We start from the raw sequence: 23,593 nt of genomic DNA, 5'->3' as shown, positions 1-23,593 counted from the left end.
TGATAACTGTGTTCCGTCTGAAGCTACTTCCCGACTAGCGATTACCAAACGACCACCAACTATGATTGGCAGAAAAAGTTCTAATGCCGCAATATCAAAGGAATATGTTGTGACTGCTAGTAAAGTATCCTCCTGGGTTAACCCTGGCGTTTGCCTCATGGAGTGCAAAAAGTTGCTCAAAGCGCTGTGGGGAATTTGTACACCTTTTGGTTTGCCTGTTGAACCAGAGGTATAGATGACATAAGCTAGGTTGTCAGTAGTTAGTTTATAAAATAAATTTTCTTGACTATGTTGTGCAATGTTGTGCCAATCTGCATCCAAACAAACAACTTGAGTTTTATATTGTGGTATTGCTTCTTTGAGTGATGTTTGAGTTAGCAGTACTGGGGCTTGAGTGTCTTCTAAAATAAATGCTAATCGCTCTTGAGGATAACTCGGATCTAGTGGAATGTATGCTCCACCTGCTTTGAGGATGGCTAATAATCCGATAAGCATATTCAGGGAACGTTCTACACAAATCCCTACTAATACCTCTGGTTTTACTCCCAAAGCTTGCAAATGGTGCGCTAGTTGATTCGCTTTGGCGTTCAGTTCTCCATAGGTCAACTGTTGCTCTTCAAACACCACCGCCACAGCATCGGGTGTTTTTTCTACTTGTGCCTCAAATAACTCATGGATGCATTGTTGTTGAGAATATTCAATCTGAGTATCATTCCACTCCACAAGCAACTGATGTCGCTCAGTTTCTGTTAAAATTGACAACTCACAAAGACGTTGCTCTTGATTGGTAACCATGCCCTCTAGCAAAGTCTGCAAATGTCCTAGCATCCGAGGGATCGTGTCAGTGTCGAAGCGATCGCCATCATCACAAGTAATCCTAAGCAACAACTCTTCACCTGGAATCACAGTTAGGGTGATAGGATAGTTAGTCTTTTCAAAGCTATGAAAACCCTTAATCTCTAAATTTATATTTTGTTGGCGTAATGAAGCATCTATAGGATAGTTCTCAAAAACTACAATACTCTCGAATAAAGATAAATCTTTGGGAACTTCGCTCCATTCTTGGATTTTTACTAACGGACTATACTCGTATTGACGTGCCTCAACTAGTTGATTTTTAATTTTCTCAAGCCAAGGCAAAAGAAATTCTTCAGGTGATACTTGTACTCTAATTGGCAGTGTGTTGATTAACAAACCTACCATCGACTCAACTTTCGCTAAAGTCGGAGGACGGCCAGAAGTTACTGCCCCAAAAACTACGTCCTCCTGACCACTGTAGCGGCTCAATAGTAAAGCCCAAGCTCCCTGTACTAGAGTGTTTAGCGTTAACTGATGTTTCTTTGCTAGAGATTGCAACCCTGCTGTTGTGACTACAGAAAGCTTAACTTCTCGCTCATCACAGCCATCGGTTTGAGTCAGTAATTTTCTGGCTCCTTTATTTACTGATAGCTGTGTTGGAGTGGTAAAACCTCTAAGCATCTGTCGCCAGAAAGTCTCAGCCTCAGATAGGTTTTGTTGCTGTAGCCAGACAATGTAATCCCGATATGGGCGAATGGGTTCTAGGTACACATCTTGACTATTGCTGAAAGCTTTGTAACAAGCAAAAACTTCCTTAAGAAGCAAAGCAATAGACCACCCATCTAACAACAGATGATGATGACTCCAGGTAAAGTTATAGGAGATGTCCGAAAGTTGAATTAGTGTGAGGCGCATCAATGGTGGCTGCGTCAGTTCAAAGCCTCTAGAGCGATCGCTTTGCCAGAAAAGTTCTAACTTTTGTTGTTGTTCTTCTGAGGATAGATGCTGCCAATTGTACTCTTGCCAAGGTAGCACCACCTGTCGATGCACAATTTGTACTGGTTCTTTTAAGCCTTCCCAAACAAAGCAGGTTCGTAAAATTGAATGTCGTTCTACAACATACTGCCATGCGCGATGGAATTCTCTAGTGTTGAGCTTTCCTTCGAGAGTCCAACTCAATTGTTCAAAATAGACGCCAGATTCAGGGGCTGCAAGACTATGGAAGAGAATGCCCTGCTGCATGGGCGAGAGAGGATAAAATTCTTCTATGTTTTTGTTTTTCACACTCATCTTAGATATCTCCCATAGCTGCTGTAATGGCATCTAGATCGGTTTGATCCCATTGGCTTTGCTTAAACTCAGCGAAATCGGAAGGGGTAAAACCACCTGCATCATAAGACTGACAATGAGCAATCAGCGATCGCAGTGCCTCAATAAACCTTTGAGCAAGTACTTCAATCGTGGTTTGTCGATGCAACTGATTGCTGTAAGTCCAACTCATTTCCAGATGTCCCTGATAAATACCACCGTTAATTTCTAATAAGTGAGTTCGTTTACTTCGCAAACTGCGAGTTGAACCACTTGAACCCTGGACTAAGCTAAATAAAGATGATTCTGGTAAAAGGCGATCGAACTGTCCTAAATAATTAAAAATAACTTCAGCCTTTGACAAGGAAAATTGTTCACTTATTTCCTTATCCCCATTAAGATAACGTAGTAATCCATAGCCAATACCTTGATTTGGAATTGCTCGTATCTGCTCTTTAATCGACTTCAAGGCTTTTCCTAGCTCGTTGGTATTTTCAAGATTTAGGTGTACTGGGAAAATACTTGTGAACCAACCTACAGTCCTCGATAAGTCCACATCCTCAAAGATTTCTTCTCGCCCATGTCCTTCTAAGTCAATTAGTAGAGAAGTTTCTCCCGTCCACTGGTGAAATGTTTGGATAAGTGCTGTTAATAATACATCATTAATTTGTGTATGGTAAGCTGCTGGTACTTGTTGCAGCAAACTTTGAGTTTCTTCGGCGGACAGTGATACTGATACAATAGAAGTCGTTTCTTCTACATTATTTCCACCAGGAAAATCTATTGGTATAGGCGAAACAGATTGATGTTGTGTTGTCAACCAGAAGTCTAGCTCTGAAAGGAGTGCTGAAGATTGGGCATATTTTTGTAGACAGCTAGACCATTGTTTATAAGAAGTTGTTTTGGGTGGCAACTTTATTGTTTTGCCTTGACTAATTTGCTGGTAAGCTGTTTGAAAATCTTCAATTAAAATTCGCCAAGAGACACCATCAACAACTAAATGGTGAATAATCCAAAGCAAGCGGTTGGCTTGATTTTCACCCAAGTTAAAAAGAGCAACTTGGAACAACGGTCCTTGTGACAGATTTAAGCTGGCTTGCAGTTTAATGGTTGCTGCTTCGATTGCTACTGCTTGTTTATCTTTTGGCAGCTCTGAAAAATTAAAGCATGTAATTGAGATTATATCATCAGGACTAGCGTTTAGTGCTTGAGTACTAAATCCCTCCTGTATAAATCGGAAACGTAGAACATCATGATGCTTTTGTATAAACTCTAAGATTTTCTCTAAAATTACAGGGTCAATATTCTGCTTACTTTCTAACAACACTGACTGATTCCAGTGGTGTGGTTCTGGTTGGTTTTGTTCAAAAAACCAGTGCTGAATGGGTGTTAGCTCTAGCAAACCAGTCACCGCCATCTGCTCGGCTTGAATTTTTCTAGTTGTTCCAGCTACAATCGCTAGTTGAGCGATAGTTTGATGTTGGAATAATTGCTTGGGAGTTAGATTTAGCCCTATTTGGTTGGCTTTAGATATTACTTGAAGGCTAAGGATAGAATCCCCACCTAATCTAAAAAAGTTGTCGTTTATACCTATTTTTTCTAACCCTAATACCTCTGCCCAAATAACAGCTAGCTGTTTTTCAACGGTTGTATTTGGTGCAACAAAGGTTTGTTCGAGTTCTGAATATCCTGTATCAGGAACAGGTAGCGCTTTGCGGTCAACTTTACCATTAGGCGTGAGCGGTAGTGCCTCTAATATGACAAAAGCCCCTGGTATCATGTAGCTTGGTAACTTTGACTCTAAAAAGCTCTGTAGTTCAGAAATTGCCAGTGTTTGTTGTTTTTGAGGAACTAAATATGCAACTAAACGTTGAGAATTTCCAGAATCTTCACGTACTACAACTACACTTTCTCTGACTGTTGGGTGTTGGTTGATGAGTGCTTCAATTTCACCTAATTCAATCCGGAAACCACGGACTTTTACTTGATAATCAATGCGACCAATGTACTCGATCTCTCCATTCGCTAAATAGCGTGCTAAATCTCCTGTTTTATACAACCTTTCCCCTGGTTGGTTTGCGTAGGGATTAGGAATAAATTTATCCGCAGTCAGTTCAGATTGATTTAAATAACCACGGGCTAAACCTGCACCGCCAATATACAACATTCCAGGTACGCCTACAGGAACAGGTTGGTAATTTTTATCTAATAAATAAATCTTCGTGTTGTGAATCGGACGACCAATAGGTGGCGTGTTGTTAGTACCTTTTTGTATCCAAGCAGAGGTTGAATAAGTTGTATCTTCAGAAGGTCCATACAAGTTAAAGACCTGTTGTATATTCTCTTGCTGATAAAGTTGTTGTACAAGTTGATTATGGAGTGGTTCACCTGCGATATTAACAGTTTTCACTGAAGTTGGAATGCCATCAGTTCTGAGTAACTGGGAAATCACACTTGGGACGGTATTAATTAAGGTGACACTCTCGGCTGTTGGCAAAGTTGGTAAATATAGTGCATTCTCGATTAACAGCACCTTGCCACCACAACACAGAGGAACAAATATCTCAAATACTGAAAGGTCGAAGCAAATCGAAGTTGATGCTAAAACTCCTTTTTTGGCTTCAAACTCAAAGGTTTGGTTTGCCCAATCCAGCATTGCAACTGTGCTGCTGTGTTTAATCATTACACCTTTGGGTCTGCCTGTGGAACCAGAGGTGTAGATTACATAAGCGAGGTTGTCAGGAGTGACTTCAGAGAAGAAGTTTTCTTGGCTTTGTTGGGCAATTGTTTGGTAGTGTGCGTCTAAACAAACGATTTGGGCTTTGTGTTGCGGCATTGCTTCCACAAGTCTCACTTGAGTTAGCAATACTAATGCTTGGGCATCTTTTAAGATAAATGCTAATCGCTCTTGAGGATATGCTGGGTCTAGTGGTACATATGCACCACCTGCTTTCAGGATCGCTAATAGTCCAATGACCATATCGAGCGTACGCTCTACACAAATCCCCACTAATACTTCTGGCTTTACTCCCAGCTTTTGCAAATAATGCGCCAGTTGATTCGCCTGGTTGTTTAACTCGCGGTAAGTCAACTCTTGGTTTTCAAACACCACCGCCACTGCATCGGGTGTTTTTTCTACCTGTGCTTCAAATAACTCATGGATGCACTTGTCTTGTGGATATTCAATTTTTGTATCATTCCACTCAATTAATAACTGTCGGATTTCCGATGGCGTGAGTAGTTGCAAGTCTGCAATTCGTTGTTCGCAATCGCTAACTATGCTTTCTAGCAAAATCTGGAAGTGTCCAAGCATCCTGATAATCGTATCTGCATTGAATAAATCCGTGTTGTACTCGCAAGTTGCAATTAATCCTTGCTCGGAATCCTCCATAAACAATGTCAAATCAAACTTTGATGTCCCGTTGTAACCTTCTTCATAAGTAATTGATACATCGGATAGACTTAAATTGGGTTTTGGAACATTCTGAAGAACGAACATTACCTGAAACAGTGGATTATAGCTCAAGTCTCTGGTTGGCTGTAGTTCCTCTACTAACTTTTCAAAAGGTAAGTCTTGGTGAACATAAGCTTCTGAAGCTGTTGACTTCACCCGCGCTAACAAATCCTGAAAACTAAGTTCGCCAGAAAGGTCTGTACGCAGTACTAAAACATTGACAAAAAATCCTATTAATGATTCAATCTCTGCTCTATTACGACTGGCAATTGGCGAACCTACTACAATATCAGTCTGACCTGTGTAACGATACAGCAAGGCTTTGAAAGCTGCAAGCAAGGTCATAAACAGAGTTACTCCCTGCTGACGACTCAAATTCTTCAGTTCTTTTGTCAGAATTGGGGAAAGAACTAATTTGCCTTGGGCACCTTTGAAAGTTTGAACTGGCGATCGCGGTCTGTCAGTTGGTAAATTCAGTACAGTCAGCTCACCGCTTAACTTTTGTTTCCAGTAGGTCAATAACGGTTGAATGCGATCGCAATCAAGCCATTGTCGTTGCCAATTGACAAAATCTCTATACTGAATGGGTAATTCTGGAAGTGGTGTACCCCTTTGGGGAAGCAAGCTACGCCTAGCATCTCGCAGAGAAACTTTCTCTGTAGAGAATGCTTCGTATAGTGCAGCTAGTTCTTTAATCAGAATACCGATAGACCAACCATCTCCAATTATGTGATGTAGAATCACAATTAACTGAGAATTTTTATCATTTAAAAATAAAAATTTAGCACGTAAAAGCGATCGCTCGGATAAGTTAAACGGCTGCTGTGCTAACTCTATAGCCAAACGTTGTGCTGCTTGAGTGCGTTCGCTTTCTGATAATGAACGTAAATCTTTAACCGCCAAAGTTAAGGGTACAGCTTGATTTATAACTTGGGTTGGTTGCCTATCAACTACTGCAAAGCTCGTCCGTAATACTTCGTGTCGTTTAATAATTTCATTAAGACTATCTTGTAAAGCTACTAAATTAATGCAACCTTGGAAGCTAATAACTATAGGAATATTATATGTAGGAGTATCGGGATTTAGCTGATTGATGAACCACAATCCCTGCTGGGCATAAGATAGAGGCTGAGTGGATGTAGTTTTTTCTAGTTGGGTAAGGGATATTGATGGTATTGCGTCTGCTGTCAGTTGAGCCAGAATCTTGGTAACAAGCGATCGCGTACTCATCCCTTCAAAGAAGTCTGCTACCGATACTTCTATCTCTAAATCAACCTCAACCCGGTTTTTCAATTCAAACACTTTTAAAGAATCAAGCCCCAGAGCGCTTAATGGTTCTTCTGGACTGATATCATCGGGTGCGATCGCAAGTACTCTCCCCAAGAGTTCAATGAGATATGTTTCTAAAACCCGTTGACATTCCGTTGGGGAAAGCGCCAAAAGTTCGGAACGCTGTAATCGAGTTTCCTCTCTGACAATATTGCTAATTTTGAGAATGTTGCTGACAAGTACATTCAGTTCGCCATTCTGAAACTGGGCGCGAGTTGCACGTCGTTGAATCTTACCGCTGGAAGTTTTGGGAATACTACCTGGTTTAATCAAAACCACAGCATAAACTTGTACTTCATGTTCTTCAGTAACAGCTTGGCGAATTGCAGATATAACTTCTTCTAAATTTGGCTTGGCGCGAAACTTCAACTCTTGGACGATTACCAGCCGTTCTTCGTTGTTAACCTCGACTGTAAATGCTGCGCTAGCACCAGAATTTAAAGATGAATGACTGCGTTCTGCGGTTAATTCTATATCCTGTGGGTAAAGATTTCTACCGCGAATAATAATTAAATCTTTGGCTCTACCTGTAATGAAAAGCTCGCTATTCTGCAAAAAACCTAAATCTCCCGTTCGCAGAAAAGGACCTACACCTGTGTCAGATAGATAAGCATGGAAAGTTTCTGCTGTCTCTTGAAAACGATTCCAATAACCTTGACCAACACTTGGCCCAGATACCCAGATTTCCCCAATTTCACCAGGGTTACAACTACTGAGTGTTTCTGGATTAGCGATCGCCACTTCTTGTTGTGGTATAACTCGACCACAACTGACGAAATGATAAACATCCTCATCGTTAACAGATGATTCAACTACCCGATTAGATTCTAATGCAGACTTTTGAACTGTTTTGATTATCGGTGATCTTGCCTTCTGCACACCAGAAACCATCAGAGTTGTTTCAGCCATTCCATAACAAGGATAGAATGCCTCTTTACGGAAGCCACAATCTGCAAAAGCTGCTGCAAACCGTTCTAAAGTCTCATATCGAATCGGTTCTGCACCGTTAAATGCAACGCTCCAACTACTCAAGTCAAGAGTCTGTTTTTGTTCAGGAGTAATTTTTTGAGTACATAACTCATAGGCAAAATTCGGGCCACCACTGGTTGTGCCTTTGTAGTGAGAGATAGCCTGCAACCAACGATAAGGACGTTGAAGAAAGGAAGTTGGAGGCATGATGATGCAAGGGAAACCTCCATATAAAGGTTGTAATATTCCTCCAATCAGACCCATATCGTGGTACATCGGCAACCACGTCACGAACTTACTTTCTGGAGAATGCTCCATGAATTGGTAAGTTGTGTGAGCATTGTGCAGTAGGTTTCTATGACTAATCATCACACCTTTGGGTGTCCCTGTAGAACCAGAAGTGTATTGCAGAAAAGCTAAGGTATCTCGATCAATAGAGGGTTCTTGCCAAGCATCTTCTATTCCCTCTGCAAGATTGTCAGTAGTCAGCCACTGTAAGGATTCTAAGTCAGTCTTTTGTGACATTAAAGACCGCACTGTCGGCAGGATTTCTGTTGTCGTCAGAGCGATCGCTGCTTGTGCATCTATGGAAATAGCTTTTATTCTCGGTGTGTTGCGCTCATTTCTAGGAGGATATGCAGTTACAGCCACAACTCCGGCATATAAACAACCGAAAAAAGCAACTAAAAAATCTAGTCCGGCGGGGTAAAGTAGTAAAGCGCGTTCCCCAGTCAAACCCAACGCTTGTAATTGAGCAGCTATTTGACGCGATCGCCTATCTAATTCTTGATACGTTAGCGTTGTTTGTTCTGTTTCCCCATCTAACAAAAAGGTAAAAGCATCTCTATTTGGCTGCGTAGAGCTTCTTAAACGCAGGACTTCGACAACTGTAGAAAAGTTGCCAACAATATCAAAAAAGCTATGAGAAGATTTATTCATTTTTATTTTCAACTCAAGGCAATGTGCAAATTATTTTGTCACGCATCAATCAAACATTCTCTTAAAGAATTCCATAAAATATTTGAGTCAAAGCGATGTGTAACTTATTTGGTCACAAGAGCATCAATCAAAAATTGCCTTAAAAAAATAATACAATCTTTGAAAGTGAGATTTCCAACAGAAATTGAATGATATAAATAATAAGGTGCAGTCTTTAAAAAAACTGATAGCATATTCTTTTGCCAGAAAAAATCTTGAATTTTAACATCGTACCAAAATGATAATGAGATATTATCATCTACTGCGGTCATCCGATGCCACCAAAAAGGTGGTAGGTAAAGTATTTCTCCCGGTTGAAGTACAAATTCTATTTTTTCTTGCCAGGGAAACTTCGGAAATAATTCTAAATTTAAAAGATCCGGATTTACCTTACTATCATATGGTGCCCCAGAACGAGTCTCAAGAGGTGGATAGAATGACAAATAATTTGAAGGCGGAAATAAGAGGATTCTTTTTCTACCTCTAATTTGAGCAAAAATATTATGTGCTAAGTCAAAGTGAAGAGGACTATTTGAGGAAAAACTTTTACTTGATAACCCAAACCACAACATAACAAATGCCTTCCTATTGAAGTATCCTGGATAAGTTACATCTCCAGCAATTTCAGGGAAGCGCTCTTCAAAATATGCCTGATTTAAATAACATTCTAAGTTATGAATATTCTTATTTTTACTGATTCTATCTTCTATATGGTTATTTATATACTCCTCCAATTTCATTTCTTTTGGAGTTTGGTAACCATCTTCATAAGCAAAATTTTTATAATCTTTCCAAAAATCTTGTTTGAAAAACCGTACTGGAACCAGATTATTTCCGCACTTTTTTATCAGATAATCATTTGACCAATTATTACAAGCATCCCAATGTTGAGCAACATCTTCAATTATAAAAGGCTGATATTGTTTCAATAACTCTGAAAATTGCTTTATACTAGGACTTTGAATTTTTAAAATTGATTCACTAGCTTGAATTTGCATAAAAACTCCAACATCTTTACTCGCCTTAACTAGAAAGTCCGCACTGTTTTATAGATATCTATAATGAATTAATGTTTCATGCATTTATGAAATATGAGAAGAGTTTTATGTTCAATTGAATGGCTATAGTATTGGCTTATGTTCTCTTTTCCAAGTTAATAATTGATTGTATATATATACTTCCTAACTTAGATTTAAGCCTTTAATAATTAATTTAAGCAACCACTAAGATTGCCTAAACACTAATTAATGCTGATTTATTTGGATAAACATCTACATTATTGCAAGTAATTTTTATTTATCCTTGATTACATTAACGAGAATAAGTCGCTTTAGCAATAGAATTTTTATAGATAGTAATTATCAACCAGACAAACTTATATTAGTTTTACTTATGTAGTTTGTTTATAGATGACAAGCAATATGCTTGTTTAAATCTCATCTCAGAACAGATATCTTAAGTTTGCATAAGGCTACATCAACTATCAATTTCGTCCTATTTGGAGCAATTGCGTACTTTATAAGGCTATTTTAACCTTTGGAAATACTTATTTTGAAAGTAGTTTTAGATACTAATACCACCTTTGTTTATGTGTCAAGCAAAGACATGGCTATAAGAATAATTGTTGCTTGCCATCCAAATTAAATAAAAAAGATTATTAATTATCTTGTGTCTTGCATCACTTCATAATATGATTCAACTAGCTTAAATCTAAATGACAATTCTTTTCAAAGATTGTCATTGTGTCTTCGGGTACGACCAAGTAGTGTGATTGAGTGTAAGCGGATCAATGAAGCTAGATAAATTTTTTCAAACCCTGCTCTTAACAGGTGCGGTTGTTGTTGTGATTAACGCTCCTGCTAAAGGTGAGGAAGTACGAGAGGATGTTCAAGGCAAATCTTTTACCCAGAGGGTAGGGAAATCTGCATTAGATCAGAAGCTTGCAGTTACAGATAAAGAATTTGCGAGCCGCAAATCTTCAGTATTAGCTCCCAGGATCAGGAAATCCCGACTCTTTAAGTCTCAAATTGCAAGTTCACTGCAAAGAGCAAAGTCGGATACAACAAGTAAAAATATTCGTCACCTCAGCGAAATTGAACTTCCCGCTACTAGCGCTCAAATGCTGGTACAGTCACCAACACCAAGCAATCCACCTAACCCAGAACAAAGGAGTGGGGATCAACAAGTCATACCAATCACGGGAGTAAAAGCAAATCCCACAGACAAAGGTGTAGAAGTAATTTTAGAGACAACTCTTGGAGAACAACTGCAAATTACAAATCGCAGTACGGATAATAATTTTATTGCTGATATTCCCAACGCACAACTGCGTTTACCCAGCGGTGAAGCTTTCACATTTCGTTCAGAAAAACCGCTTACGGGAATTATTGAGATAACAGTTACAAATATTGATGCAAATACTGTTCGAGTGACGGTGGTAGGTGATACAGAGTCGCCGACAGTTGAGTTATTTGATGATAATGCAGGGCTGGTTTTTGGGATAAATTCTGCTGCAACAGCGGCGCAGCCATCACAGCAGCCCCAAACACCACAAGCACAGCAGCCAGCAAGTGAGACACCACAAGAGGAACCAGCAGCACAGCAGGATGAACCGATTGAGTTGGTGGTGACGGGGGAGCAAGATGCATATCGCGTACCAGATACTACAACTGGGACAAAAACTGATACACCTTTGCGTGACATTCCTCAATCGATTCAAGTAGTACCACAACAAGTGTTGCGCGATCAACAGGTGACTCGCTTAGACGATGCGCTCAGAAATGTTCCTGGTGTCAATCAGGCTTTTAACTTTGGCCCATTAGGCTCCTTTACAATTCGCGGATTTGATGCAACAGCTACTAATTCTCTTAGGGATGGGCTAACAGACCCTTTAGCTGGAGAAGTGGCTGAACTTTCCAGTATTGAGCGAGTCGAAGTTCTCAAAGGGCCCGCATCAGTGCTATTTGGTTTGGGTAATCCAGGGGGAACCATTAACCTAATATCTAAACGCCCCTTAAGCGATCCTTTTTACGCTATTGACGCAACCATTGGAAGCTATAGTTTTTATCGAGGTGCGGTTGATTTATCGGGGCCGTTAAATGACTCGAAGACAGTCTTATATCGTCTCAATACAGCCTACAGAAATTCAGGTAGTTTTGTTGATTTCTTTAATGGTGAAAGCTTAAATATATCGCCTGTTGTCAGTGTCGCTATTGGCGAGAGAACTAATCTGATCTTAGAGGGAGAATACATCAAGACACGAGATTCCTATGCATCTGGAGTACCTGTCATTGGCAGTGTATTATTTAACCCAAACGGCGAAGTGTCCCGTAACCGCAACTTTGGTGAACCTTCTGATAAATTTGAACAAACAATTACAAGGCTTGGATACCAACTAGAACACAAATTTAGCGATAATTGGTCATTACGCAATGCGTTTCGGTTTGCGTTTCGTGATTACAGGGACAATCTCACGATTCCCTCAAGTTTGGATGCAGACAATGAGACTTTTAATCGTACAGCTCGAGAATACGAGCTTGAAAATACAAATTATGCTTTGACAACAAATGTAGTTGGTAAGTTTTCTACTGGTTCAATTCAGCATCAGCTACTATTTGGAATTGATTTCACTCGTTTGGAAAACTTTTCACCAAGATATGCTGAACGCGAAGGGGCACCGATTAATATCTTTAATCCTGTGTATGGTCAACTGCCGGGATCAATAGTTACTTTTGAAAGTAACGATCGCTCCCGAACGAACTCATTAGGAGTGTATCTTCAAGACCAAGTTGCACTGACGAATAGCTTGAAGTTGTTGTTAGGTGTGCGATTTGATACTTTTGATCGCAAATATGAAGATTTCATCAATAACACAGAAAGCAGTGGGTCAGATAGCGCATTCAGTCCTCGTTTTGGGATTGTCTATCAACCTATCCCCGCTATCTCATTATATGCCAGTTACACAAGTTCATTTACTCCACCAGACGGCACATTCTTTTTTGGTGTTAACTCTTCCTTAAAGCCAGAACGCGGTACTCAGTATGAGGTTGGGGCAAAGGCAGATTTGAACGATCGACTTTCGGCAACGCTTGCATTCTTTGATTTAACCCGTACCAATGTGTTGGTAGATGATCCCAATGGTGGAAGTTTTCAAATCCAAGTAGGTGAACAGAATAGCCAAGGTATAGAACTAAATCTTGCAGGCGAAGTTTTGCCGGGGTGGAATATTTATGCAGGCTATGCTTATACCGACGCACGCATTACGGATGATGATATTTTTAGATCTGGAAACCGATTGCCAAATACCGCAGACCATTCTTTCAACTTATGGACAACTTACGAAATTCAACAAGGTGAATTACAAGGTTTAGGGGCTGGAATAGGCTTGTTTTTTGTGGGCGATCGCGCTGGAGATTTGGCCAATACTTATGATGTACCTAGTTATGTTCGTACTGATGCTGCTATTTTCTATAATCGAGATAGATTCAGAGTTGCACTCAACTTCAAAAATCTATTTGACGTAGACTATTTTGAAAGTGCGATTAATTCTAATCGTGTTTATTACGGACAACCATTTACGGTACAAGGAACCATTTCTTGGAGGTTTTAGCGAGTCGAGTTAAATTATTTCAGTAGGGCAAATTATTCAAGTTTGCCCTTTGCGATCGCTGGCTCACTATATCTAATCCTATTATATAGGAATCCGATTTGATTTCTGAAAAAATCCAAGTATCTGTAGGGTGTGTTATCGCCGAGAGTACGGCACCAAAGCCTTCGGACGGTGCGTTAGCCAGAGGCATAACGCACCCTACGTCTATTTCAAAAATCAAATATGAGTCCTATAGTTTATAGTCCAAACATACTCTATTAGTCTGAAAATGCTGCCACTATTCCTCTGATGAAGAAAGTAAGTCGTGCAATAATCATATTTATACTTGCTAGCCTAACAAGTTTTCTGTTTTCTGCTTGCAACCAAAAATTAACTAAAAATGTAGGTAATCTAAGTGAATTATCTCGCCCCGTGTACTGTCGGATAATTCAGCATCTAGCGGGAGAAACTTGTGTACCTCAAAATCCTCAACGTATTATCAGCTTACATATAGCTACCTTGGGCAACTTACTTGCTCTTGATGTTAAACCAATTGGAAGTGCAACAGGATATCAGAAAAGTGAGTTTCCTAAATATCTTGAAGACAAGATAGATGGGATTGAATCGGTAGGAGGTGTCACTCAACCAAATCTAGAAAAAATATTACAACTCAAACCCGATTTGATTATAAATTTGAGCGACGATAAAACTATTTACCCTCTACTCTCAAAAATTGCCCCAACTGTACAAACTGGTTGGGAAGGCCCCCGTCAGTGGAAGGAACATTTTAATTTTGTTATCAAAGTTTTAGGAAGAGAAAATGCTTCTCAACAGGCATGGAATCATTATTATCAGCGAATTCAAGAACTTAAAGCGGCGCTAGGCGATCGCTATCAAAATCAAAAATTTTCTTATGTCTATGTTGAAGATAGTAATCACCCTATATTTATTAGCGAACTGAAAAATGTATTTGCTGGCTCAATATTGAATGATGTGGGTCTGCAACGCACAGAATTACAAGATGTGATTACTCCAAATGGGTACATTTTTATTCCTGAAGAAGAATTATCGAAAATCGATGCTGATGTTATATTTATAGGCTTTGATGGGGATGATGAAGGAAAATCTTTCAATAAACTCAAACAAAAACCACTATGGAAAACGCTTAAAGCCGTTCAACAAAATCATGTATACATTGTAAATCTATCAACTTGGAGGGAGTCGAATTTACTTGCGGCTGATGCAGTAATCGATGACCTCTATAAATACCTCGTTAAAACTCCCTAAGTCTATGCCCAAACACACGCTATTCGTCTGTAAATCCTGCCACCGTTCATCTGAAGAAGCAGCAAAAAATCCACCTTTCGATGGCACTCTCTTTATTGACAAATTAAACACTTTACACATCGAAAATTTTTTACATGACGAACTAGAAATTCAGCCTGTTGGATGCCTTTGGGCTTGCAGCCACGCCTGCGTTGTATCTGTCTGTTACCCAGACAAACCCACCTACCTATTTACCAACCTTAACCCAGAATCAAGTGCAGTCGCATTACTGGAGTTTATGAAACTGTATATCAACAGTAGCAAAGGAACAATTCCTTGGAAACAGGTTTCTGAAATTTTGCATTCTGCTATTTTTGCACAAATTCCACCTGTAGTAGTTGATTAAAATTAAAATTAATCTTTATATTTTTAAGTCTAGTTTGGGTATTGCTGAGTAATCTTATAAAAATTCGCACCTAGGTACAAAGTTAAATGAATCTGTATTAAAAAACCCAACTATATAGTTTTTATTTCACCCCCGATTGCACGTTCCATAAACCAGCATAAATCCCATTTTTCTCCAACAATTTTTCATGTGTTCCCGACTCAACTAATTCTCCGTATTCCATCACATAAATACAATCAGCATTGCGGATAGTGGAAAGACGATGGGCTATAGCAATTGTGGTTCGATTAACAGTAATCCGTTCTAAAGAACGCTGAATAGCAGCTTCAGTTTCATTATCTACTGCTGAGGTGGCTTCATCCAAAACTAATATAGGCGGGTTTTTTAAAACAGCCCTAGCGATCGCAATTCTTTGGCGTTGTCCACCAGATAATTTTTGACCCCGTTCTCCGACTATTGTCTCATAACCTTGGGGTAGCCGCATAATAAAATCATCAGCTTCGGCAATTTTTGCAGCTTCAATTATTTGTTCGTCGGTAGCATCAAAAGTACCATAAGCAATATTTTCAGCAACCGTACCATGAAATAAGAATACGTCTTGGCTGACCAAGCCGATACTGCGACGCAAATCACGTAAATTTAATTTTTGGATATTAATATCATCAATAGTAATTGTGCCAGAAGAAATCTCATACAATCGCAATAATAATTTAACTAAAGTGCTTTTACCAGAACCTGTAGAACCAACAATAGCGATAGTTTTACCTGCGGGGATATGTAAGGATAGTTTTTTAATTACTGGTTCCCTATCGTGATAAGCAAAAGTCACTTGTTTGAAGTCAATTTCACCACGGACTTGATCAATAGGTAAAAATCTGTCTCCCGCAGTAATGCTGATGGGAGCATCTAATAAATTCATAACCCGATTGCTAGAAGCCATTGACCTTTGATATTTGTCAAATATTTCTCCTAATGTTACTAAAGGCCACAATAATCTCTGTACTAAAACAAGTAAAACACTGTAATTACCAATAGATATTTGACCAGCATAAGCCGCCATACCTCCCCAAAATAATAAAGCTGTGAACCCTGCTAAAACTAGCATTCTGATTAAGGGTACAAATGCAGCAGAAAGTTTAATTGCTTTGGTGTTACTTTTTCTATATGCTTCGCTGTCTCCTGCCAATCTAGCGCTTTCATAATCTTCAGCAGTGAAACTTTTAATCGTGGTAATACCGCTAATATTATTTGCTAGTCGTGAGTTCAGAAAGCTTATCCTTTCTCGCACCTCAGCGTAACGAGTTTCTAGACGTTTTTGATAAGTAAAGGAACCCCAAACAATAAATGGCATTGGTAACATTGCTGCCAAGGTGATGTATGGGGGTAAAATGAAAAATGCACCACCAGTTAAAATGATGAGTGAGGTGATAATATTGATAATTTCATTGGCTCCAAAATTTAAAAAATCTTCTAACTGGTTGATATCATCATTCAAAATTGACATCAAACCGCCAGTGCTACTTTCTTCAAAGTAAGCTGAATCTAATTCTTGTACATGATTGTAGGCATCTAAGCGTAAATTATGCTGAATATTTTGGGCTAAATTACGCCAAATTCTATTATATGCATACTCAGAAGTTGATTCTAGTATCCAGACAATGATAGTAATGAATGAAAGTAGTAAAAATTGCCAAAATATATCTTTTACACCCAACTTGGCAAGTACAGAGTTTTGCTGCTCTACGAGAATATCTACTGCAATACCAATTAACCACGGTGGTGCTAAATCTAAAATTGTATTAATGATAGAACATGATGTTGCTTGCCAAATTTGTTGGTGATAGTGGCTGCCATAGTTGAGCAAGCGTTGTAAAGGATGGGCTGAATTTCTATGCTTATTCGATATTCGAGGAGATTTGGATGTGATTGTCACGACTGTTTATTGTTTCTAGTTAGATGATTGATAAGAGCGATATATTTAGTAGAAATCGAATTAGGAATTTAAGTACATTTGTTTGTTATTTACTTTTCCCTTGCGTCCTATCGGTACACACATCGGTGTCTCCATCACTGGGTCAGGAATAATCCGACACTCCAACCCAAAAACCTCTTGAACCATTTCTTGAGTCATCACTAGCTTTGGTTCCCCAGCAGCAAAAATTCTACCTTCTTTGACTGCAACTAAGTAATCAGCATAACGACACGCCTGATTTAAATCATGCAGCACCATCACAATTGTCCGTCCCTGATTTTGGTTCAACTCATACAACAAATCCAAAATCTCTATCTGGTGCGCCAAATCCAAAAAAGTAGTCGGTTCATCTAAAAGTAAAATATCTGTATCTTGTGCCAACGCCATTGCAATCCAAGCTCTTTGTCGTTGTCCACCAGACAAAGTATCTAATGCTCTATCTGCCAATTTCAACAAATCTGTAATTTCTAGTGCCTGCTGCACGATTTTTTCATCTTTTGCCGACCACTGCTGTGACCAATTTTGATAAGGATAACGTCCTTGTGCTACCAAATCTTGCACTGTTAACCCTTCCGGTGCTATTGGCCCTTGGGGCAAAATACCTAACTGCTGTGCTACTTCTTTGGTTGAAAGATTAAAAATAGATGTTCCATCAAGATAGACCGTACCGCCACGGGGTTTAAGCAATCTTGCCAAACCTCGTAACAACGTTGATTTACCACAACCATTAGCACCAACTAAACCACTAATTTGTCCGGTGGGGATTACCAAGTTCAGGTCACGGATAATTAGCGCCCCATCGTAAGCTAAAGATAAACTTTTGGTTGACAGTCCTTTCATAGATGATATTTCCCAGCTTTATTTTTTGCGGTTACGAATTAATAAATAAAGAAAATAAGGAGCGCCAATAGCAGCAGTTACCACCCCACATGGAACTTCGATAGGTGCAAACAGCGTTCTTCCTAGCAAGTCTGCCATCACAACAATCACTCCCCCCAAGAGTGCAGAAGTAGGAATCAAGCCTTCATGAGTTGCACCTACCAACTGTCGTCCTAAATGGGGTGCGATTAAACCAATAAAACCAATATTTCCGGCGGTGGCGACTCCTGCACCTGCTAAGGCTACACCCACCAGCACGAGTAAACCACGTTGCCACTCCACTCGACTACCTAAACTTTTGGCAACATCATCTCCTAAGTTAAGAGCATTCAAATGCCTTGCTAGTGTCAAAGCCATTGGGACAAAAACAATTAACCAGGGTAACAAGGTAAAGACTTGCTCCCAAGTTCGGCCGTATACGCTCCCAGCTAACCAAACCAAAGCATTACTAACGTCATAAATTTCTCCAAAGGTAATCATCAAGCTGGTTATGGCACTGGCGATCGCAGACAAGCCAATACCCATTAAAATTAATAGAATCGGGGAACTACCGTTATTCCAAGCCAGCGAGTAAATTAAAATCGCCATTAGCAAAGCACCAGCAAAGGCTGATAGAGGCAGGCTATAAATCGGTGCTGAAGGAAATAGCACAATTACCGTAACTGCCGCCAGACTTGCCCCAGCATTGATACCGATAATACCGGGATCAGCCAATGGATTGCGTGTCAGTCCTTGAAAGATAGTGCCAGAAATTGCCAGCGCCATTCCCACCATAAAAGCGACAAGGGTGCGAGGTAAACGCAGATTTTGAATCACGAATTGATGATCTGGGTTTCCTGTATCTAAACCCAATATAGTTTTCACAATATCTAAAGGCGAGATTGGATATTCTCCCCGCCCGACATTCATCACCATCGCTACTGCGATCGCTACTACCAAACATAACAGTATGACTGGTACACGTCGGTCTATGCGGAAAGATATCGCCTGGGAACGAATCACTAGCCAATCAAAACTCATTTTTTCACCTTTGACTTAGCTAGGTATACAAAAAAAGGAGCGCCAACTATTGCTGTCATTACACCTACAGGTAACTCCTGTGGTTTGAGCAATACACGGGCGGCAATATCTGCGACCAAAAGTAAAATAGCACCCAAAACTGCACAATAAGGTAATATCCAACGATAATCGGCTTTAATATAAAATCTCACTACATGGGGAACGACTAAACCAATGAAGCCGATTGGCCCTGCAAGGGCGACGGAACTTCCTGCTAGTAAGACTACGCTGATAGCGGTAAATATTTTGATCCAAGCTGTCTGTTGACCCAAGCCTCTGGCGACATCTTCACCTAAACTCATAGTGGTAATTTGTCTGCCAAGGGCAAAAGCTAATACTAATCCCATACCGAGGAAAGGCAGTAGTTGTAAAAATAAATTAAAATCTCGACCTGATAATGAACCAACTAACCAAAATCTGACTTGTTCGAGTGTTTGTTGACTGACAATGAGGATACCGGTGGTGAGGGAAGAAATCAAAGCAGTTAAGGCTGCTCCTGCTACCGTCAAATTCAATGGAGTGGCTCCTCCCCGTCCCAGGGAACCAAGGATGTAAACTAACACCGCTGTTACTCCCGCACCCAGAAAGGCCACAAAGGCGTAAATACTTAGGGATGAGCTGCCAAAAACAAAAATTGCAACAACGACGAAGAGGGCGGCTCCCGATTCAATACCCAAAATACCTGGATCTGCTAGGGGGTTTCGCGTCAAACCCTGCATCAATGCTCCCGATACAGCAAGGGCTGAACCTACAAGGATAGCAATTAGCGATCGCGGTAATCTCACGGTCTGAATAACTAAGTGATCATAAGAACCATCAAAGGCTATAAAAGATGTCAAAATCTTACCTAGAGGTATTTCTGCTGCACCTAGCGTCACACTGTACACCAAGCAAATTAGCAGCATACACAGTCCCAAAATCAGACCAAATAAGGCTGATATTTGTGGCTTTTTTAATCTTGTAGGTGAGAGTGTAGTCGCTTTTATCATGATCCTGCCGTCACTTGAAAATATTACGCTCTGCTAGTTAGTTGTTTTTTCAATGGGCACTCTCAATATTTAACAGCTTTTTAATCATTGGAGTTGATAATCTTTCTTGATAAATATATAGATTACATGATCGTGTTGCCTTTTCTCCATTTTTAAACGGAATAAAGGATACTATTACAGTTTTGATATATTTTCTCAACAGAGTGGTATTGTTAGATCAACTTAAATCTGCTTTGTCAAAGTCACTTGCGTGCCAAGAGGGGACTGGGGACTAGTGGTCTGCCAACCCAAAAATGCCGGGTGAAGGCTGGGAAAATGTTAAAGGGGAAAGGAAAAGGGATTAAAAACCTTTACCCTTTACCCCGCCAAGTTTCCTTGGCGTGCCACTAAGGACTAGGAGGACATAAAGGACAAGGGGGAATTATTTAAAAAGTCACTCTTTTGTCTCTTCCTAATCCCCATTCCCCATTCCCCAGGCGTTACATCTGTAAATGGTGGTGTTCATGAGGATTGATAGTTTACTCAGGGTTTACAAAAGAAAATCAATACGTGTTTTACCCTTAATACTCAGCTTGATACTGGTTTTGTTTGTCGGAAGCCGCACTATGGCTGTACCAACAAAATCCACAGAGATATTATGGGATACCTATGGTGTGCCGCATATTTACGGCAAAGATAACCAGAGTGCATTTTATGCCTTTGGTTGGGCACAAATGCAAAGTCATGGAGATTTGCTTTTGCGTCTCTATGGACAAGCACGGGGACGCGCGGCCGAATATTGGGGAGAGGAATACCTGGAGTCAGACCGTTGGGTACAGACTACGGGAGTACCAGAACGCGCTTGTTCTTGGTATAAAGCACAGAGTCCAACTTTTCGTAGTTATCTCGATGCTTTTGCTACTGGGATCAATGCTTATGCAAAACAAAATCCTAACTTGATTGACGATCGAGTTGAGGTCGTGCTACCAGTCAAGGCAGAAGATGTCATGGCTCACTTACATCGGGTACTCAATTTCACCTTTGTGGTCAATCCGGAGTCAGTATTCGACCTGAGCAAAGAAAAGTTGCAAGCAGGATCTAATGGTTGGGCGATCGCACCAACTCATTCCGCCGATGGGAATGCCATGCTGTTAGCCAATCCACATCTACCTTGGTCAGATTTATTTTTGTGGTATGAAGCCCAAATCACCGCACCAGGAATTGATGCTTATGGAGCATCACTTGTAGGCATTCCCGTATTAGCGATCGCATTCAACAACAATTTAGGTTGGACTCACACTGTTAACACATACGATGGTTGGGATGTTTATGAACTCACACTCGCAGCTAATGGGTACCAGTTTGATGACAAAGTTCGTAACTTTCAGACAAAAACCCTCTCCTTAAAGGTGAAGCAGAAAGATGGCTCTTTGCAAGAGCAACCATTAGTAGTGAAAAGTTCTATCCACGGGCCTGTGGTAGCCGAAAAAAATGGTAAAGCCGTGGCGCTGAGAGTTGCAGGTCTTGACCGACCAGGTGTACTCCAGCAGTGGTGGGATATGGCACGAGCAAAAAACCTTGCCCAGTTTGAAAAGACACTTCAGCGCTTGCAATTGCCAATGTTTACGGTGATGTATGCAGATCGAGAAGGGCATATTATGCACCTATTCAACGGTCAAGTTCCAGTGCGCTCCTTTGGTGATTTTAAATATTGGCAAGGCATAATCCCAGGAAATACATCTAAAACCTTGTGGACGAAAATTCATCCTTACCAAGATTTACCGCGCATAGTTGACCCGAAAAGCGGCTGGTTGCAAAATACAAATGATCCACCTTGGACAACTACATTTCCATCTGCCATTAAAGCAGATAATTACCCGCCTTACATCGCACCTCGTTTTATGGATTTCCGCTCCCAACGTTCTGTAAGGATGTTGGCTGAGGATGACAAAATCTCTTTTGATGAAATGGTTGCATACAAGCACTCTACCCGCATGGAACTGGCCGATCGGATTTTGGATGATTTAATTCCGGCTGCACGCAAGTACGGTCAGGACTTAGGGCAAAAAGCAGCTAATATCTTAGAAGCCTGGGATCGGCAAGCCAATGCAGATAGTCGCGGGGCTGTATTATTTGCCTTTTGGCTACAACAGATGGACTTAGATAAGACGTTTAGTAAACCCTGGAATGAAAATTCTCCACGCACCACACCCGACGGTTTAGCTAATCCTGAAAGTGCAGTTGCAACTCTGCAAGCAGTCGCAGCAGAGGTAGAAAAGACTTATGGGGCGCTTGATGTACCTTGGGGTCAGGTTTTTCGGCTACGGTTGGGTGATGTGGATTTATCTGCCAATGGTGGGGATGGTAGCCTGGGAATTTTTCGGGTACTGAATTTTGCTCTTGGAGCAAACGGGCAGTTCCAAGCCGTTGCAGGTGATTCCTATGTGGCTGCAATTGAATTTTCTAACCCTGTACGAGCAATGGCACTCACCAGCTACGGTAACGCAACTCAACCCGGATCGCCCCACATTAGCGATCAGTTACAGATGTTTGCCAATAAAAAGTTGCGGACTGTGTGGCGCGATCGCTCAGATATTCTTGCCCATCTAGAAGAACGTAAAATATTCTGAGCTTCTAGCGCTTGCGATCGCTCAAAAACTGTACTTTTTTTGCGCGATCGCAGTTTGTAGCCAATAATTAATGAACCAGGAGGCAAGATGGAAAGCAACACCATAGCATGGTGGATATATGCATTACTTTCGGCTGGCTTTGCAGCATTGACAACGATCTTTGCCAAAATTGGGGTAGAAAATGTGAACTCTAATTTAGCAACAGCAATCCGAACTGTTGTTATCTTAGTAGTTGCTTGGGGAATTGTATTTTTTCAAGGAAATGCAGTTAGTATCTTAACTATTCCCCAAAAAACGATGATTTTCTTATTATTATCTGGAGTATCTACAGGATTATCATGGATTTTTTACTTCCAAGCTTTACAAGCAGGAAAAGCTTCCCTTGTCGCACCAATTGATAAATCAAGCTTAGTATTAGTTTTATTGTTTTCGGTTATTTTTCTGGGAGAACCCTTAAACTGGAAAATAATATTAGGAAGCAGTTTAGTAACTATGGGGACTTTAGTTTTAATTCTTTAAACTTTTAACTAAGACTGGAAATTGTATGACATAGGTTGATTGGATGGCTGAAAAGCCTTTCAGAAGGCAGAAGGCAGAAGGGAACCCACGTTTAAAAACGTGGGATTGAAGTAAGGACGACGCCAGATGCTCCACTTGGGCGAAGCCCAAGTGGAGCACTGGCTCCCTTGTGTCTCGTTGCACTCTACTCGACACAAATCTTTTTATACTAGTGGGCAATAACCCACAACTAAAGTTTTTATTAATACTTCTTCCCTTCTGCCCTCTGCCCTCTGCCCTCTGCCTTTCTTTGTAACTAAATTTGACCATAAAACAGTTTTCAAGTAAATGAAGTACAAAATACAGGACTCAAAATCAGACATAAAGAATTTCTACTTCCTGTCTCCTGCCTCCTGCCTCCAAACCCCTAGCTTTGTACTTCATGCAAAAGAAAACTGCTGCATTTAATAAGCTTGATAGCAAACACATTA

Annotated in this window: 11 protein-coding genes and 2 pseudogenes; 5 read left to right on the top strand and 8 right to left on the bottom strand. The window is 40.3% G+C overall.

Annotated features, from left to right (window positions below):
• The 4 genes and pseudogenes from RM347_RS27465 to RM347_RS27450 all read right to left on the bottom strand — a co-directional run.
• Positions 1–2,088: condensation domain-containing protein (locus RM347_RS27465; RefSeq protein WP_322716218.1), on the bottom strand; the 2,088-nt coding region annotated here is incomplete at its 3' end.
• A gap of 1 nt (position 2,089) precedes the next feature.
• Positions 2,090–3,493 (bottom strand): annotated as a pseudogene (locus RM347_RS27460) (condensation domain-containing protein); the annotation flags it as partial.
• Between the two features lie 69 nt (positions 3,494–3,562).
• A pseudogene (locus RM347_RS27455) lies at positions 3,563–8,797 on the bottom strand (amino acid adenylation domain-containing protein); the annotation flags it as partial.
• 104 nt (positions 8,798–8,901) lie between these two features.
• Positions 8,902–9,834: a cupin-like domain-containing protein gene (locus RM347_RS27450; protein ID WP_322716219.1), complete on the bottom strand. Its 933-nt coding sequence runs from the start codon at positions 9,832–9,834 to the stop codon at positions 8,902–8,904.
• A gap of 791 nt (positions 9,835–10,625) precedes the next feature.
• Between RM347_RS27450 and RM347_RS27445 the strand changes: the two genes are divergently transcribed.
• From RM347_RS27445 to RM347_RS27435, 3 genes are all read left to right on the top strand, one after another.
• Positions 10,626–13,445 (top strand): TonB-dependent receptor, encoded by a 2,820-nt coding sequence (locus RM347_RS27445; RefSeq protein WP_322716220.1) that lies wholly within the window; start codon positions 10,626–10,628, stop codon positions 13,443–13,445.
• A 288-nt stretch (positions 13,446–13,733) separates the two neighbouring features.
• A complete protein-coding gene (locus tag RM347_RS27440) occupies positions 13,734–14,711 on the top strand; it encodes an iron-siderophore ABC transporter substrate-binding protein (RefSeq protein ID WP_322716221.1) in 978 nt (325 codons plus the stop codon).
• A 4-nt stretch (positions 14,712–14,715) separates the two neighbouring features.
• On the top strand, positions 14,716–15,096 hold the full coding sequence (locus tag RM347_RS27435) for a DUF1636 family protein (protein ID WP_322716222.1): 381 nt from the start codon (positions 14,716–14,718) through the stop codon (positions 15,094–15,096).
• Positions 15,097–15,217: 121 nt separating this feature from the next.
• Here the strand turns inward: RM347_RS27435 and RM347_RS27430 are convergent, their stop codons facing one another.
• The 4 genes from RM347_RS27430 to RM347_RS27415 are packed head-to-tail and all read right to left on the bottom strand — an operon-like array spanning position 15,218 to position 19,995.
• Positions 15,218–17,029, bottom strand: coding sequence for an ABC transporter ATP-binding protein (locus RM347_RS27430; RefSeq protein WP_322716223.1), 1,812 nt, complete (start codon positions 17,027–17,029; stop codon positions 15,218–15,220).
• A 60-nt stretch (positions 17,030–17,089) separates the two neighbouring features.
• The gene (locus tag RM347_RS27425; RefSeq protein WP_322716224.1) at positions 17,090–17,908 is read right to left on the bottom strand and encodes an ABC transporter ATP-binding protein; all 819 of its coding nucleotides are present in this window, start codon (positions 17,906–17,908) and stop codon (positions 17,090–17,092) included.
• Positions 17,909–17,926: 18 nt separating this feature from the next.
• Positions 17,927–18,967, bottom strand: coding sequence for a FecCD family ABC transporter permease (locus tag RM347_RS27420; RefSeq protein ID WP_322716225.1), 1,041 nt, complete (start codon positions 18,965–18,967; stop codon positions 17,927–17,929).
• A complete protein-coding gene (locus RM347_RS27415; protein ID WP_322716226.1) occupies positions 18,964–19,995 on the bottom strand; it encodes a FecCD family ABC transporter permease in 1,032 nt (343 codons plus the stop codon). The genes RM347_RS27420 and RM347_RS27415 overlap by 4 nt, the downstream gene beginning before the upstream one ends.
• Positions 19,996–20,498: 503 nt before the next feature.
• On the opposite strand from RM347_RS27415, the gene RM347_RS27410 reads away from it, so the two are divergent.
• Together RM347_RS27410 and RM347_RS27405 are read left to right on the top strand one after the other, a co-directional pair.
• Entirely contained in the window at positions 20,499–22,604 is a 2,106-nt protein-coding gene (locus RM347_RS27410; protein ID WP_322716227.1) for an acylase, read from the top strand.
• 87 nt (positions 22,605–22,691) lie between these two features.
• Entirely contained in the window at positions 22,692–23,123 is a 432-nt protein-coding gene (locus RM347_RS27405; RefSeq protein WP_322716228.1) for an EamA family transporter, read from the top strand.
• Positions 23,124–23,593: the final 470 nt, after the last annotated feature.

This window comes from Nostoc sp. ChiQUE02 (assembly GCF_034531305.2).
Classification (GTDB): domain Bacteria; phylum Cyanobacteriota; class Cyanobacteriia; order Cyanobacteriales; family Nostocaceae; genus Nostoc.
This window is presented reverse-complemented; position numbering and strand designations above follow the sequence as displayed.

Coding starts and splice junctions, on each gene's coding strand:
- RM347_RS27420 (WP_322716225.1), bottom strand. CDS start 18,967: ATGAGTTTTGATTGGCTAGTGATTCGTTCCCAGGCGATATCTTTCCGC.
- RM347_RS27435 (WP_322716222.1), top strand. CDS start 14,716: ATGCCCAAACACACGCTATTCGTCTGTAAATCCTGCCACCGTTCATCT.
- RM347_RS27425 (WP_322716224.1), bottom strand. CDS start 17,908: ATGAAAGGACTGTCAACCAAAAGTTTATCTTTAGCTTACGATGGGGCG.
- RM347_RS27405 (WP_322716228.1), top strand. CDS start 22,692: ATGGAAAGCAACACCATAGCATGGTGGATATATGCATTACTTTCGGCT.
- RM347_RS27410 (WP_322716227.1), top strand. CDS start 20,499: ATGAGGATTGATAGTTTACTCAGGGTTTACAAAAGAAAATCAATACGT.
- RM347_RS27440 (WP_322716221.1), top strand. CDS start 13,734: ATGAAGAAAGTAAGTCGTGCAATAATCATATTTATACTTGCTAGCCTA.
- RM347_RS27415 (WP_322716226.1), bottom strand. CDS start 19,995: ATGATAAAAGCGACTACACTCTCACCTACAAGATTAAAAAAGCCACAA.
- RM347_RS27450 (WP_322716219.1), bottom strand. CDS start 9,834: ATGCAAATTCAAGCTAGTGAATCAATTTTAAAAATTCAAAGTCCTAGT.
- RM347_RS27445 (WP_322716220.1), top strand. CDS start 10,626: ATGAAGCTAGATAAATTTTTTCAAACCCTGCTCTTAACAGGTGCGGTT.